Origin of the sequence: Candidatus Williamhamiltonella endosymbiont of Tuberolachnus salignus (genome assembly GCF_964019775.1) — a bacterium.
GTDB classification, from domain to species: domain Bacteria; phylum Pseudomonadota; class Gammaproteobacteria; order Enterobacterales; family Enterobacteriaceae; genus Hamiltonella; species Hamiltonella defendens.
Window position 1 is genome coordinate 1,448,826 of the sequence record NZ_OZ026471.1, and the last position, 12,626, is coordinate 1,461,451.

General features: G+C 40.1%; 17 protein-coding genes and 3 pseudogenes. 12 read left to right on the top strand and 8 right to left on the bottom strand.

The window, feature by feature from the left end; translation table 11 throughout:
* Positions 1 to 97: 97 nt before the first annotated feature.
* From AACL23_RS07125 to AACL23_RS07135, 3 genes are all read left to right on the top strand, one after another.
* A complete protein-coding gene (locus AACL23_RS07125; RefSeq protein ID WP_015874375.1) occupies positions 98 to 520 on the top strand; it encodes an H-NS family nucleoid-associated regulatory protein in 423 nt (140 codons plus the stop codon).
* 241 nt (positions 521 to 761) lie between these two features.
* Positions 762 to 1,613 carry a formyltetrahydrofolate deformylase gene (gene purU, locus AACL23_RS07130; protein WP_015874373.1) on the top strand — a complete coding sequence of 284 codons (852 nt, stop codon included), beginning with the start codon at positions 762 to 764 and terminating at the stop codon, positions 1,611 to 1,613.
* Between the two features lie 96 nt (positions 1,614 to 1,709).
* Positions 1,710 to 2,333: a response regulator gene (locus AACL23_RS07135; protein ID WP_100097012.1), complete on the top strand. Its 624-nt coding sequence runs from the start codon at positions 1,710 to 1,712 to the stop codon at positions 2,331 to 2,333.
* A gap of 543 nt (positions 2,334 to 2,876) precedes the next feature.
* Here the strand turns inward: AACL23_RS07135 and AACL23_RS07140 are convergent.
* On the bottom strand, positions 2,877 to 3,398 hold the full coding sequence (locus AACL23_RS07140; RefSeq protein ID WP_100097014.1) for a hypothetical protein: 522 nt from the start codon (positions 3,396 to 3,398) through the stop codon (positions 2,877 to 2,879).
* A gap of 519 nt (positions 3,399 to 3,917) precedes the next feature.
* Between AACL23_RS07140 and AACL23_RS07145 the strand changes: the two genes are divergently transcribed.
* The 6 genes and pseudogenes from AACL23_RS07145 to AACL23_RS07165 form a co-directional block, all read left to right on the top strand.
* Entirely contained in the window at positions 3,918 to 4,436 is a 519-nt protein-coding gene (locus tag AACL23_RS07145; RefSeq protein WP_234810985.1) for a thermonuclease family protein, read from the top strand.
* 30 nt (positions 4,437 to 4,466) lie between these two features.
* Positions 4,467 to 4,568, top strand: a complete 102-nt coding sequence (locus AACL23_RS10275; protein WP_100097015.1) for an excalibur calcium-binding domain-containing protein — start codon at positions 4,467 to 4,469, stop codon at positions 4,566 to 4,568.
* Positions 4,569 to 5,244: 676 nt separating this feature from the next.
* Positions 5,245 to 5,796, top strand: coding sequence for a BRO-N domain-containing protein (locus AACL23_RS07150; RefSeq protein WP_234817439.1), 552 nt, complete (start codon positions 5,245 to 5,247; stop codon positions 5,794 to 5,796).
* Positions 5,793 to 6,038 carry a hypothetical protein gene (locus tag AACL23_RS07155; protein ID WP_234817440.1) on the top strand — a complete coding sequence of 82 codons (246 nt, stop codon included), beginning with the start codon at positions 5,793 to 5,795 and terminating at the stop codon, positions 6,036 to 6,038. The genes AACL23_RS07150 and AACL23_RS07155 overlap by 4 nt, the downstream gene beginning before the upstream one ends.
* A 277-nt stretch (positions 6,039 to 6,315) precedes the next feature.
* On the top strand, positions 6,316 to 7,317 hold the full coding sequence (locus AACL23_RS07160) for a phage integrase Arm DNA-binding domain-containing protein (RefSeq protein ID WP_339050907.1): 1,002 nt from the start codon (positions 6,316 to 6,318) through the stop codon (positions 7,315 to 7,317).
* 15 nt (positions 7,318 to 7,332) lie between these two features.
* Positions 7,333 to 7,650 (top strand): annotated as a pseudogene (locus AACL23_RS07165) (phage integrase central domain-containing protein); the annotation flags it as partial.
* Between the two features lie 95 nt (positions 7,651 to 7,745).
* On the opposite strand, the gene AACL23_RS07170 reads toward AACL23_RS07165, so the two are convergent.
* The gene (locus AACL23_RS07170; RefSeq protein WP_339050696.1) at positions 7,746 to 8,009 is read right to left on the bottom strand and encodes a phage integrase Arm DNA-binding domain-containing protein; all 264 of its coding nucleotides are present in this window, start codon (positions 8,007 to 8,009) and stop codon (positions 7,746 to 7,748) included.
* A 151-nt stretch (positions 8,010 to 8,160) separates the two neighbouring features.
* Positions 8,161 to 8,445 carry a hypothetical protein gene (locus tag AACL23_RS07175; RefSeq protein ID WP_100097018.1) on the bottom strand — a complete coding sequence of 95 codons (285 nt, stop codon included), beginning with the start codon at positions 8,443 to 8,445 and terminating at the stop codon, positions 8,161 to 8,163.
* Between the two features lie 15 nt (positions 8,446 to 8,460).
* Between AACL23_RS07175 and AACL23_RS07180 the strand changes: the two genes are divergently transcribed.
* Positions 8,461 to 8,760, top strand: a complete 300-nt coding sequence (locus AACL23_RS07180; RefSeq protein WP_339050709.1) for a hypothetical protein — start codon at positions 8,461 to 8,463, stop codon at positions 8,758 to 8,760.
* 161 nt (positions 8,761 to 8,921) lie between these two features.
* Positions 8,922 to 9,254 (top strand): annotated as a pseudogene (locus AACL23_RS07185) (IS3 family transposase); the annotation flags it as partial.
* A 12-nt stretch (positions 9,255 to 9,266) separates the two neighbouring features.
* On the opposite strand, the gene AACL23_RS07190 reads toward AACL23_RS07185, so the two are convergent.
* Complete coding sequence (locus AACL23_RS07190; RefSeq protein WP_339050909.1) at positions 9,267 to 9,485, bottom strand: hypothetical protein; 219 nt, start codon at positions 9,483 to 9,485, stop codon at positions 9,267 to 9,269.
* Positions 9,486 to 10,187: 702 nt separating this feature from the next.
* Here AACL23_RS07190 and AACL23_RS07195 point away from each other — a divergent pair.
* Positions 10,188 to 10,559: a hypothetical protein gene (locus tag AACL23_RS07195; RefSeq protein WP_100097020.1), complete on the top strand. Its 372-nt coding sequence runs from the start codon at positions 10,188 to 10,190 to the stop codon at positions 10,557 to 10,559.
* Between the two features lie 801 nt (positions 10,560 to 11,360).
* Here the strand turns inward: AACL23_RS07195 and AACL23_RS07200 are convergent.
* The 4 genes and pseudogenes from AACL23_RS07200 to AACL23_RS07215 form a co-directional block, all read right to left on the bottom strand.
* Positions 11,361 to 11,933, bottom strand: a complete 573-nt coding sequence (locus tag AACL23_RS07200) for a tyrosine-type recombinase/integrase (RefSeq protein WP_268904242.1) — start codon at positions 11,931 to 11,933, stop codon at positions 11,361 to 11,363.
* 6 nt (positions 11,934 to 11,939) lie between these two features.
* Positions 11,940 to 12,152: pseudogene (locus AACL23_RS07205) on the bottom strand (phage integrase central domain-containing protein); the annotation flags it as partial.
* 15 nt (positions 12,153 to 12,167) lie between these two features.
* Positions 12,168 to 12,422: a phage integrase Arm DNA-binding domain-containing protein gene (locus tag AACL23_RS07210; protein ID WP_339050911.1), complete on the bottom strand. Its 255-nt coding sequence runs from the start codon at positions 12,420 to 12,422 to the stop codon at positions 12,168 to 12,170.
* Entirely contained in the window at positions 12,397 to 12,624 is a 228-nt protein-coding gene (locus AACL23_RS07215; RefSeq protein WP_339050913.1) for an excisionase, read from the bottom strand. The genes AACL23_RS07210 and AACL23_RS07215 overlap by 26 nt, the downstream gene beginning before the upstream one ends.
* Positions 12,625 to 12,626 lie beyond the last annotated feature (2 nt).

A 12,626-nucleotide genomic window follows, 5' to 3' on the forward strand; every position in this document is an offset into this window, starting at 1 on the left:
TTTGAACTGACTTAAAGTTCGCTATTGCAGAAAAGAAAATAGCATTCTATTATTATTTACACACCCTCTAATATTATTTAAATATGAGATTATAACAATGAGTGAAGCTTTAAAAATTCTGAATAATATACGTACGTTGCGTGCTCAAGCCCGTGAATGTAGTCTTGAAACATTAGAAGAAATGCTTGAAAAATTGATGGCTGTAGTGAATGACCGAAAACAAGAAGAAAATAAGGCTAAAAAGGATAAAGAAGAATATAAACGTAAATTAGAAAAAATGAAGGCAATTTTAGTTGAAGAGGGTATTGACCCTAACGAGTTATTGCAAATAAGTACTTCTAATAAAGTAACAGCTAAAACAAAACGCGCCATTCGCCCTGCGAAATATCAATATATTGACGAAAAAGGTGAAAAAAAGACCTGGACAGGTCAAGGTCGTACTCCTGCGTTAATTAAAAAAGCGCTTGAAGAAAAGAAAAAATCATTAGAAGACTTCTTATTAAAAGACGGCTTATCATAAAGAATTTTATTCATTATAGTCATAAAAAATGATGAGGCATTATCAAAAATACTCTCTTTTTTCTAGAGGGTATTTTTTATTTTCTTAAAAAGAGAATTTTTCTCTAAGGCGAAATTTAAAAAAATTTTATTAATATATTTAAATAATTTAATCATATAAGTTGGGATTTTTTTATTTTCATTCAATTTTTTCCTAAATAAGTCCATAAATTTTAATATCAAGCAAATTCAGGATCTAAATAATTCATGTTAAAAAAAAAAGAGAAACAAAAGTATTACAAACCATTTGCCCTGATTCAAAAGGGTTAATTGCCAAAATTACGCATATTTGTTACGAACATAAACTCAATATTGTTCAAAACAGTGAGTTTGTAGATCATCTCACTGGTCGTTTTTTTATGAGGACAGAGCTTGAAGGGATCTTCGACAATGTGGCTTTATTGGCTGATTTGGAAAAAACATTACCTATAGGCATGCTTCAAAAATTACATACTGTCCGTCGGCAACGTATTATGGTTTTAGTGACAAAAGAAGCACATTGTTTAGGTGATCTTTTAATCAAAACTGCTTATGGTGATCTGGATGCAGAAATTGTGGCAGTCATCAGTAATCACAATGAACTTGGAAATTTAACGGAGCGTTTTGATCTGCCTTATCATTTTATTAGCCACGAGGCGTTGAATCGTGAACAACATGAGCAGCAATTGATTACTCAAATAGATCACTATCATCCGGATTATATTGTATTAGCAAAATATATGAGAGTGCTCACTCCTACCTTTGTCACACATTATCCTCATCGAATTATCAATATACACCATTCATTTTTACCTGCATTTATCGGGGCCCGTCCCTACCATCAGGCATATGAACGAGGGGTCAAAATTATTGGCGCCACGGCACATTATGTGAATCACTGTTTGGATGAAGGTCCTATTATCATGCAAGATGTGATTAATGTAGATCATTCCTATACAGCTGAAAATATGATGCTTGCGGGGCGAGATGTAGAAAAAAATGTATTAAGCAGGGCTTTATCTTTGGTATTGGCCCAACGAGTTTTTGTTTATGGCAATCGTACTATTATTTTGTAATGTTAAATGATTTTTTATAAACAGGCCCCAGTAAACCTAAAGTGTACCTTCTATAAACTATGTGTGTTTTTTTGATTAACTGATGAAGGAACGAATATGGCAAGTATATTGATAGTCGATGATCACCCTGTCGCTCGGTTAGCGATTAGAATGTTATTAGAAAAAGAAAACTACACTGTGGTCGGCGAAGTAGATGACGGTTTTGAAGCGTTACAGCAGGTAAAACAATTCAATCCAGATTTAATTTTGGTTGATATTGATATTCTTTCTCTCAATGGCATTGATCTGGTGCTCCGCTTACGTCATCAAGAGTATAAAGGCGGGATACTTGTTTTGACAGGGAAGGACAACGCTCACTATATCACCCGTTGTAAACAAGCGGGTGCAGACGGTTTTATTAGTAAACGCAATAATTTGTCTGAACTCAAAAATGCCTTACGTTCTATAGAATCGGGTTATAGTTTTTTTCCTTTGCAACGCGCAGAATTTTCTGACAGCAAGCCTTTTTCAGATGAAACAGATAGAATTAATCAGTTGTCTACGAAAGAATTACAGGTTTTATCCTGTTTAAGCAAAGGAATGAAAATACTCGACATTGCAGAACAAATGAAGATCAGTCATAAAACAGTGAGTACTTATAAAAGTCGTATGATGTATAAGTTGCAATTAAACAATATGGTAGATTTATATCATTTCAGCCAAAGGCATAATTTAGATTAATGTCACATTTTTTTCACTTAACAAACGCTTTTTGATTTTTCTCAAAAGGCAATATACAGAATAAAATATTTAAAAATCAAAAGATTAAAAAAATCTCACATAAAAGAAAGAATCGCAACTCAGCCCGATTTAAATATTCCCCCATCGATTTTGCATTGCGCCTATGCTAGATGGGATTTACTACAGATAAAAATCAATAGGTTATGTTTGAATGGTGTACTATTGTTGTACCGCTCGTCGGTTTTGGGGCTGACAGATTTAGAACTAGAGTACTGTAAAGCTTTAGCAAGCTGGGCAGACGTAAACCAGATTTGTTTGTTGTGAAAGATAGTTTCAAGAACAGTGTTACGGAATATCAGGTTGCTTTTCATACGTAATGATTTCCTTTGTAGTGAAGGATAATCACCACCGTTAAGATGCGAATCTAAATAGAATCAGAAATTCTGTTTATCAAGGGAAAATCGGCTGAAATGATAACGAAAATAAAGATAGAAAATCCTCTGATTTAACTGTCTTAACAATTCATACAAAACAAAGAGAGTATCAAATTAAGCGGGATGGCTTACTAGCCAAGTATTTAGGAATATTTCCAGCCATAGTACACACCCATCTGTTATCAATTTTTTTCCATAATTTTTGTGTATCAAGTGTATTTAAGTCTAGGCACATGCCAGCTTCGTTAGTCATAAATTTGAACCCAATACGTGCATAAGCAGATTCAGCTACTTCATTAGCAGCAATGAGTTTAACTATTGGATTTTGTAATTTAGAACAACTTAAAACGTGCTCAATGAGTAAATAACCCGCATTCTGCACACCTGGGTGTCCTACTAAGCGCTCTATGATGATTACTTGAGGAAAAATATTAGCACTTATTAACCCAACACTTTTATTATCTAGCTGGTAAGAAAAGACTTTATTTGTTGATGATTTGATTTTGTCGCTTATACGATCTGCGTGTGTAAGAGCTTCGTGCGCTCTTATTGCAAAAAACTCTCCAAATTCTAATGAATTTTCTACAAGCGGTTTAATACTTAACTTGAAATTTTTTACTAACTTTCTCACTTCACATTTCGGTACCTCAATAATAGGGGCCTGTTGCTGTATGATGTAATGCTTGTCTGATCATTTGCTAACGAAATATTTTTTATTGATGCTTGAATACTGAACATGCTTTTAGACCTTATATATTTTCGTCGCCTCGCCTTGAAATGGCGTTTCATAGCTAAATCACTCAAAAACGATAATTAAAAATTAATTTTTTATTATCAATAATATATTCAATATTATTTAATAAAACTTCAAAAAAACGCTCATTTCAATTGATAAAAAAACTGGCCCGATAGCTTACTTAACTGCGTTAATATGAGTTAAGAAGTAAGAAAGGTTGTGTGGCAATTAAGGAAAAGATGTAATAGGGGAAAGTGGTGTGTTTATTTTTTTAAGCAGCCAGAAGCTAAATTTTTTCTACAGAAAATAATCCTTTCCCTTTCGGTTGAGGGCGCTAATTATCAATGTTGTTTTCGCTTTAATTTCTATACGAACTACTACTGTAGTATATATTTATTCAAAAGGAATTTTACTATGATGAAAAACATCCTGATTCTGCTCATCACGGGTTTGTTGAGCGCTTTCTCGTGGGCGGATGACATCACGGGACGCGTGGTCAGCGTTCATGATGGCGATACGCTCATTCTGCTGACCCCTGAACAAAAGCAGATTAAAATTCGACTGGCAGAAATAGATACGCCAGAAATTGGCCAGCCTTATGGAAACCAAGCCAAAAAAGCGCTCGCTGATTTGGTTTTCGATCAAACCCTCACCGCCCGTTCAAACCAAAAAGACCGGTATGGCCGAGTCCTGGCTCAGCTGTATCTGGGAGAGGTGTGGATTAACGCGGAAATGGTCAAACAGGGCGATGCCTGGGTGTATCGACAACACAGTCGAGACCCGCGTTTGCTGGCCTTTGAAACCCAGGCCCGGGAAGAGAAGAAGGGACTGTGGGCCCTGCCAGAGTCACAACGCGTCCCGCCCTGGGAATGGAGAAAGTCGAGGTGGACCCAAAGGAAACACCCCCCTTTCCTCTCTGAACCCGCCCCATGAACCTGGGGTGCTAAAAGCACCTGCTCACAAATGACCTCCTGTGAAGAAGCCCGGTTTTATTTGCAACAATGTGGGCTGAGTGCATTGGACAGAAACCAGGACGGCGTGCCGTGCGAAAAACTCTGCAGTTAAGTGCAAGGCGTTTTTTTATCTCGGCACGGAAATCAAAGGAAACATCCTATAAGCTCACACAATCAGTCTTAAAGCTATACACTCATTTTTTTTAACTCAGGTTATTCACAATGATTCACATTGATATCCAAATTATTCAAGCATTTTCGAGAGCTTTCGTTGTTAAAAATTTCCGTAATCGGTTTGTACATGAGGCTATTAAAAAGCCAGCCAGACTACACCAACGCATATGTCACGGAATAGAAGACGTGTTTCCTATTGCATATAAGAATTGTTCGTTTCAGTTCTTGCCAGATGAACCGTGCTTAATTTTATGTGGTAATTTGAGATTAGAAAAAAGCACATGGAGCCAAGTACAATCAGTTGGAATTGGTGGTTTTTTAGTGATGAGTTTATCACAGTTAAAATTTTACGCTGAAACGGAAGGTAGGCCAAAATCTGAAATATGGGGGGGCTTCACTCAATCATGGCACTGTTAAAAAAATTTAAATAATTATAAAGTTTTATAAAAAACCGCTCCAGATTAATCAAAATGACTTTCTTAACAATGCCATAATCGGTATCACGGGCATGCCCGATGTATTCCCTTTTTTTAATCTCAGCCCTGCTCGAAAATTTGACGAGTCAATCCTTTGTCCTTTTTTTACCTCAACCCTGTCACTCTGGAGAATGTGTGATGTCTCATATCCTTAAAACACCCCTGATGCTTTTTCAATCTGCTGAGGCCAATATTCAACTGCAAGGCATGCTTTACCAAGGCAAGCCGGTGTTTTTTGCGGTTGAATTGGCCAAGGCGCTGGGATATAAAAACCCACATGAAGCTTTACAGGATAACTGTAAGTTATTGATTAAACTTAATTCTAGCCAGACGCTAGAATTGAATTTAGGTTTTAAACCCAAGGGAATTATCCTTGCCCCAGAGTCTGATCTGTACCGCCTGATACTCAAAAGCAAATTGCCCTCGGCGGAACGGGTTCAAGACTGGGTCTGTGAAGAGGTGTTGCCTACCTTGCGACAGCAGGGGAGCTATAGCATGAATAAAACCCATCGTGACGCAGGGAGTGGCTTACCTGAGTTCCGTAAGGCCAGAGCCATGCAGATTCAAATGGAAATTGCTGAAAAAACATTTCAGTGGGCAACAGGGCTTTCAGATACTGCCCGCCAGGCAGTGATTGCAGGACTGATTAACCCTGTGTCGCAGGGCATGAGGTCATTCCTCTGCCTGTGATTGAAGAACAGCACTATAGTGCGACGCAAGTCGGGAAGATATTTCATGTTTCAGCCAACAAAATAGGCCGTATCGCCAACGACAATCACATGAAGACCGAGGAATACGGAGAATATTATCTCGACACATCTCGCCACAGCAGCAAACAAGTGGAATCCTTTCGCTACAACGAGAAGGCGGTGAAGAAATTCAAGCGCATTCTGATGGCTGAAAAAGAGGTCAAAAACCATGTTTTGGTTTAATCCGTTGACGAAAGAAAGTTTCCTGGTCTATATTGATAACGCACCTGCCAATTCAGGTGTCGGGATTAGCCTCCCGCCGAAGTGACCGCGACTTTATTGACACGCCGCGAGCGTGTTTTTTTATGTCGTCATTCATGCTTCATCTCTATGGTGGACTGGATAGGGCAACCGTAAGGTTGGCTGGTTGGTTACTCCGGTAAGGCTAACCCTGTTCAGTTCATCACCCAAGATTAGCCTCAAAGGTGGTGATTAATATTAAGTAACCATCGGAGGTCTTATGACCAATCAATTACTCACGCCTTTCTGTTTTGAATCTTTCGTAATTCGTGTTGTTAGAATTAATAATGAACCTTGGTTCATTGCTCAAGATGTTTGTTGTACACTACAAATTCAAAACGTGACTCAAGCAATTGAAAGGCTTGATGATGATGAACGGTCTATGTTTAACATAGGGCGTCAAGGGCAAGCCAACATCATTTCCGAATCTGGCCTCTACACCCTCGTGCTCCGTTGTCGAGATGCTGTAAAAAAAGGAACCTTACCTCATCGTTTTAGAAAATGGGTGACTCATGAAGTTCTCCCTCAAATTCGTAAAACAGGACAATATATTCCTGAAAAATACCAACCCCAATCCCCAGAAGTGTTCAACGGCAACGACCTCAATAACCTCGCTCGCCTGGTCTGGGAGATGAGTCACGGATTTCGTTTTGACAACTCATGGCGTCATGGTATTTGGTCTGCTCTGCGGCAGGTCACCGGGATTCCCTCTCCGAAACCGTTTCAAACCCGTCACATTCCTCTGATTGCCGAAGAATGCGTTCGGATTTTTCATCTGACGAATCGCTTCAAAGACGTCGTCGCAGACACAGAAAAACAGGTCATCCGTCGTGTTATTCGACAACGGGAAGACGCCGATAACGTCATTTCGGAAATGAACGCTTTACTGGAAGCGGCGGCACATCACACCGAACACACCTTGGCATCGACCTTATTCATGCATAAAAAACCCTCATGGAAAAAATACATGGCCCGCAAAAGAAAAACGGCTAATCGGGACCTGCCCCCGAATCTCTACGTTCGCAACAACGGCTATTACTGCTACCGAGACCCAAGGACGGGGAAAGAATATGGATTAGGAAAGGAAAAGCGAATGGCCATCAATGAAGCCATTTCCGCCAATCGGCAGATTTGTGACGCCCCTGTGAGCCTGACCGACAGAATCAACGAAGTGAAGGCGCTCTCGATGACAGAATGGATGGAACAATTTACAAAAAAATGACAGCAACGCGGGCTTCGTCCCAACACACTGAAAGATTACCGTGTAAGATTAAAAGCCATCAACAATACTTTTGGTGACAAAGAGATTAAAAAAGTCACCACGAAAGAGATGGCAGAATTTTTGAACAGTTACCCTGAGCAGGGAAAAACCGCCACGGCAAAATTAATGCGCGGCGTACTGATTGACCTTTTCAATGGAGCAATAGCAGAGGGACATTTAGACAATAATCCGGCAGTGCCGACAAAGAATCCTCGCGTACAGATACAAAGAGCCCGCTTATCTTTAGAGGAATTTTTATTGATAAGAGAGTGCAGCCGCCACTTCCCATCATGAATATCTTGCCACTGCATTCGTTCGATATCTCCGAGTCTTTGACCTGTAAGTAAGGCTAAATTCATTCCTGATTTGATACAAGCTGAGCGTTGCTGTCATTTTTTTGTAAATTGTTCCATCCATTCTGTCATCGAGAGCGCCTTCACTTCGTTGATTCTGTCGGTCAGGCTCACAGGGGCGTCACAAATCTGCCGATTGGCGGAAATGGCTTCATTGATGGCCATTCGCTTTTCCTTTCCTAATCCATATTCTTTCCCCGTCCTTGGGTCTCGGTAGCAGTAGTAGCCCTGATGACGAACATGCAGATGAGGAGAGAGGTCCCGGCCGTTTTTCCTGTTCGGGCCCTGTATTTTCTCCATTAAGGTTTTTTATGCATGAATAAGGTCGATGCCAAGGTATTGTCGGTTTGATGTGCCGCCGCTTCCAATAAAGCGTTCATTGCAGAGCAAACCAAATGCCGTGACGCCATGAGTGGTCAACATGAAATCCGTGACTCATCTCCAAAACGAATCAAGCCAGGTTATTGAGGTCGTTGCCGTTGAATACTTCCGGGGATTGAGGTTGGTGTTCTGGCACTCCGACTTCTTTATCGAGAATATCTAAACACCATTTTCGAAATTCTTTGGCGACAGGCGTGTTGGCAAACATCGCTATCAAATGCTCCCCACACAGGGAGAAAATTCTTCCCGTTTTTTCACACAAGCTGTTGTTTATTCCGTTGAACGTCAAATTGACGGTGTGTTCTGTCTTAATGAATTCAGCCAGTAAATTAATCCCGAAAGCGTTACTGAACAAAGGAAGTACAAGAAAATGTCTCAGCCAACATTTAAAGCAGAATTGAAACGCGAAGTAGCCCATCTGGTTATCGAACAAAATTACCCGTTTCGTCAAGGCAGTGAAGCCATGGGTGTGAGTATCATCGCCCTCCGTGATGGGGTGAAGCGGGCAATGAGCGAAAAAAGTGGACAAACTATTTCCCAGGGTAAAACAATGACAGCAGACCAACAACGGATTCAAGAGCTGGAAGCCAGACTCCGCAAGGTTGAACGGGAGAAAGATATCCTCAAAAAGGCTTCAGCTCTCTTAATGTCAGACTTTTACAATCGATAAGCCTGATTAATGACTGAAGTGAGGATTACCCTAAAACAGAATGATGTGATGTCTTTGGCCTCAATCGAAGTACTGACTATTATCAATGTCATCGGCAGAAAAAAGGCACCCCTGAACGTGAACGCCTGAAAATACGGCTGATGGAATGACACAGAAATAGCCGGGGCGCGGTAGGGTCCCGCACGTTATCGGCCGCGCTGAAGCAGGAAGGAGCGCCCGCAGGGCGCTACAAAACAGCCCAATTGATGCGTGAGGCAGGCATTGAAAGCAAGCCACGCCAGCCTCGTTATCAACGCAGTGGTAAAAAAGCCGTTTATGCTCCTGAACACTTGAATCGTGAGTTTACCGTCAAGGCTCCCAATCAGGTGGGGTGTGGCGATGTTACTGACATTTGGTCCGGTACTTGCTGGCTTTATCTCGCGGTTGTACTCGACTTATATGCAAGAAAAATCCTGGGGGGGGGGCTTTTTCCACTTCTCCCGACAGTCAACTGACTCAACAGGCACTCATGTTAGCTTGCGAATCACGGGGAAGACCGAAAAATGTCCTCTTTCATTCAGACCAGGGGAGTCATTATAGTCGCTTATCGTATCGACCACATCTGTGGCAGTATCAGATAAAACAGCCGGGGAAACTGTTGGGATCATCCCCCCATGGCGCGTTTTTTGGCCGTTTAAAGTCAGAATGGCGCCCAAAGTAGGGCTACAACACTGTTCAACAAGCACAAACTGATGTACTACTGCCTTGCCTCACTCATGATGACAATCGAGTCAGGCCGCACAGTGTGAATGATCACCAAACACCATTGATGAAAGCATTTAAACTTTCAGGGGTGTAAAACTTCTTGAGTTTTCTCCGAAATTATTTGACCAGAACATTTACATGTATGGGGCCATGTGGTTCATCAAATCGGGAAAAAAGAGTACGCAGACACCTGAGGTACCATCGGGGTCAAATATCATTTTTAATGACCGCCGTGCCCTCACTGCTTATATGATGACGGCGTCCGGCTGGAAGGGCGTTTAAGAAAGGAAAGTGACTGGAAAATAAAAGATTGAAAAAAGCACTGAATGTGCTGATTTTGAGCAAAATCACAGGTCATAATAAAATTTAAGGTATTGTTAAATCACACTTTAAATATCGTGTTTTGTGGAGTTTTATGGTTTTTTGTTGTCTATTTTTTAACCTAAAAATTATTCATCTAATTGAATTGATTTTAAATGAATTGCTTTTTAAATTTTGTCTTCCAGGATCTGGAATAATTTTAATCTTTTACTTAATGGGTATTATTTTTCTATGAAAAGTAAAAAAACGGGTATTTTTTGCACTCATTTTCGGGCGATTGACAAATTTTTATTACGGACTAGATTCCATAGTGTAATCCTCATAAGTAACATTAAAAATCTTATAAACGGAAGGAGTGTAAAATGAGACTTTCTCTAAAATCAGATTCAAAGAAGTTGCAGAATAAATTATTCGAATATGAACGAGATGAACAAATATCCAATATCGAAGTTCTGGAGATGACTCAGTTGGCTGATGAATCCATGGATAAGGTTGAGGCTAAATATTTAACTGAGAGTAAAGACATTATTCAAAAATCTGTTGATGATATTTCTCAGGCTTTGCAAAAAATGGCGATTGCAATTGAAAAAAACAAACCCTCACAAGAAGATAGTGATAACTTAAACGAGGCAATACAGTTTCAATTAGCTCAGTTGATTGTGAATTACAACCGTACTGTTGGTAAAGTTAAGTTTAAAACTGGATTTTTAAAGTACTTTAAAAAAGACAGTTAGGAAATAACCCCCTGACGAAGAACTTTGTTCGGTTAGCCTGCGCCAGAAGCTCTTTTAACTGAGAAGATTCGCCCTTTTTTTGAAGAAATAATTTGAACCAGTTTCTATTTAATCTCAAGCTTAAAGAAGAAGTTACTTGTGAATATTTTCAGATCATCTGAAAAAAACAGGATCTAGAAAGGCGAAATTCTTCAATCAAAAATCTGATTAACTTAATAAAAATATTTATTCAGCGCCTCTCTAATGATGGCGTCGACATTCTTTGGTTCAATTTCTAAACGTTTGTTAAATAAGGATTTATCTTCAATTGCTCACAATAGACGCTGAGGAAGTGATGTTGTAGTTCTCGCCATCTCATTTTCATATCCCTGTCCCTGTCCTTTTTTTCTTCCATGGCGGAAAAAGCGTTACGTTTATAGAGAGATGGGGTGTTAATAATGTATGTCCACGATAAAAATAGTCGCCCCCATCTTGAGTGGGCCCTGGGTACAGCATCATGCTGGAAGGGAGTGCGAAAAAGGGGGGATGAGGAAAAAATTACAGAAAATATCGCCTTTTATCCCATTTTATGGTCTTTTGCTGCCTGTTTTTTAATCAAAAAATAAGTTATATAATTGATTTTAAATGAATTATTTTTAACAAGTTTGTATTACAGGATCGAATGTGATATATTTTATTTTCTATAAATATCAACACATTAAAATAGAAAAGTCACAATAAATCATAATTCACTCATAATGGTCTTATTCAGCTCTGTTTTTTTAGAGACTCAATTGAATCCCCAAAAATTAAAAAAGAAATTCAAATCGTCTCCCATTCACTGCCTCTGCTGTCTCGATATTTGTCTGTCATATTGGCCGATTTGTGGCCCAATAATTTCTGGGCAAACTCTTTACCTCTCTCTTCACTGTGTAATCTCGCCGATAAACTTCTGATTTCATGAAATGAAGGCGGTGTTTTTCCTTCCCATTTTAAATCTGATTTTTTTCTTAATTCTTTAAATCCGACCGATAAGCGAGCATATTCAGGGTTATTTTTCCCCTCTTTAATTAAAACATATTTTTCTCCTCCTATCTTTTTTCGACATTCGTTGAGAATGCCTTCAAACGTCTCTTGAATCGCTCCCAAACTTAACGTTAATGGTATCGCTAATTTCATCCCTGTTTTTTCTTGTTGCAGCCACCACTTCCCATCATGAATGTCTTGCCACTGCATTTGTTGGATATCTCCGAGTCTTTGGCCTGTCAGTAACGCTAAATTCATGCCTAATTTGACACAAGTTGAGCGGGGATGGCTGCACTGCCTTATCAATAAAAATTCCTCTAAAGATAAGCGGGTTCTTTGTATCTGTACGCGAGGCGTCTTTGTCGGCACTGCCGGATTGGTTTCTAAATGCCCTTCTGCGATTGCTCCATTGAAAAGGTCAATCAGTACGCCGCGCATTAATTTTGCCGTGGCGGTTTTTCCCTGCTCAGGGTAACTGTTCAAAAATTCTGCCATCTCTTTCGTGGTGACTTTTTTAATCTCTTTGTCACCAAAAGTATTGTTGATGGCTTTTAATCTTACACGGTAATCTTTCAGTGTGTTGGGACGAAGCCCGCGTTGCTGTCATTTTTTTGTAAATTGTTCCATCCATTCTGTCATCGAGAGCGCCTTCACTTCGTTGATTCTGTCGGTCAGGCTCACAGGGGCGTCACAAATCTGCCGATTGGCGGAAATGGCTTCATTGATGGCCATTCGCTTTTCCTTTCCTAATCCATATTCTTTCCCCGTCCTTGGGTCTCGGTAGCAGTAATAGCCGTTGTTGCGAACGTAGAGATTCGGGGGCAGGTCCCGATTAGCCGTTTTTCTTTTGCGGGCCATGTATTTTTTCCATGAGGGTTTGTCCAGTGTGATATTTGACGCTGAGGGGGTTGATTTTGATGGCATTGGCTTGAACGAGGTATTCCCTGCCATCGAGACGAGGAGCGGGGTAGATGATGCCCGTGCGGACCCATCGACGGACTTGTTCGATGCAACGGGGGCGAGGCTGTTTTTGATTCCACTCTTTAAGCGTGATTTCCATGG

What these genes read in the sequence shown, in the direction of transcription:
- AACL23_RS07180 (WP_339050709.1), top strand. Translation starts at nt 8,461, where the DNA reads ATGTCTCAGCCAACATTTAAAGCAGAATTGAAACGCGAAGTAGCCCAT.
- AACL23_RS07210 (WP_339050911.1), bottom strand. Translation starts at nt 12,422, where the DNA reads ATGGCCCGCAAAAGAAAAACGGCTAATCGGGACCTGCCCCCGAATCTC.
- AACL23_RS07170 (WP_339050696.1), bottom strand. Translation starts at nt 8,009, where the DNA reads ATGGAGAAAATACAGGGCCCGAACAGGAAAAACGGCCGGGACCTCTCT.
- AACL23_RS10275 (WP_100097015.1), top strand. Translation starts at nt 4,467, where the DNA reads ATGACCTCCTGTGAAGAAGCCCGGTTTTATTTGCAACAATGTGGGCTG.
- AACL23_RS07195 (WP_100097020.1), top strand. Translation starts at nt 10,188, where the DNA reads ATGAGACTTTCTCTAAAATCAGATTCAAAGAAGTTGCAGAATAAATTA.
- AACL23_RS07215 (WP_339050913.1), bottom strand. Translation starts at nt 12,624, where the DNA reads ATGGAAATCACGCTTAAAGAGTGGAATCAAAAACAGCCTCGCCCCCGT.
- AACL23_RS07145 (WP_234810985.1), top strand. Translation starts at nt 3,918, where the DNA reads ATGATGAAAAACATCCTGATTCTGCTCATCACGGGTTTGTTGAGCGCT.
- AACL23_RS07160 (WP_339050907.1), top strand. Translation starts at nt 6,316, where the DNA reads ATGACCAATCAATTACTCACGCCTTTCTGTTTTGAATCTTTCGTAATT.
- AACL23_RS07135 (WP_100097012.1), top strand. Translation starts at nt 1,710, where the DNA reads ATGGCAAGTATATTGATAGTCGATGATCACCCTGTCGCTCGGTTAGCG.
- AACL23_RS07150 (WP_234817439.1), top strand. Translation starts at nt 5,245, where the DNA reads ATGTCTCATATCCTTAAAACACCCCTGATGCTTTTTCAATCTGCTGAG.
- AACL23_RS07125 (WP_015874375.1), top strand. Translation starts at nt 98, where the DNA reads ATGAGTGAAGCTTTAAAAATTCTGAATAATATACGTACGTTGCGTGCT.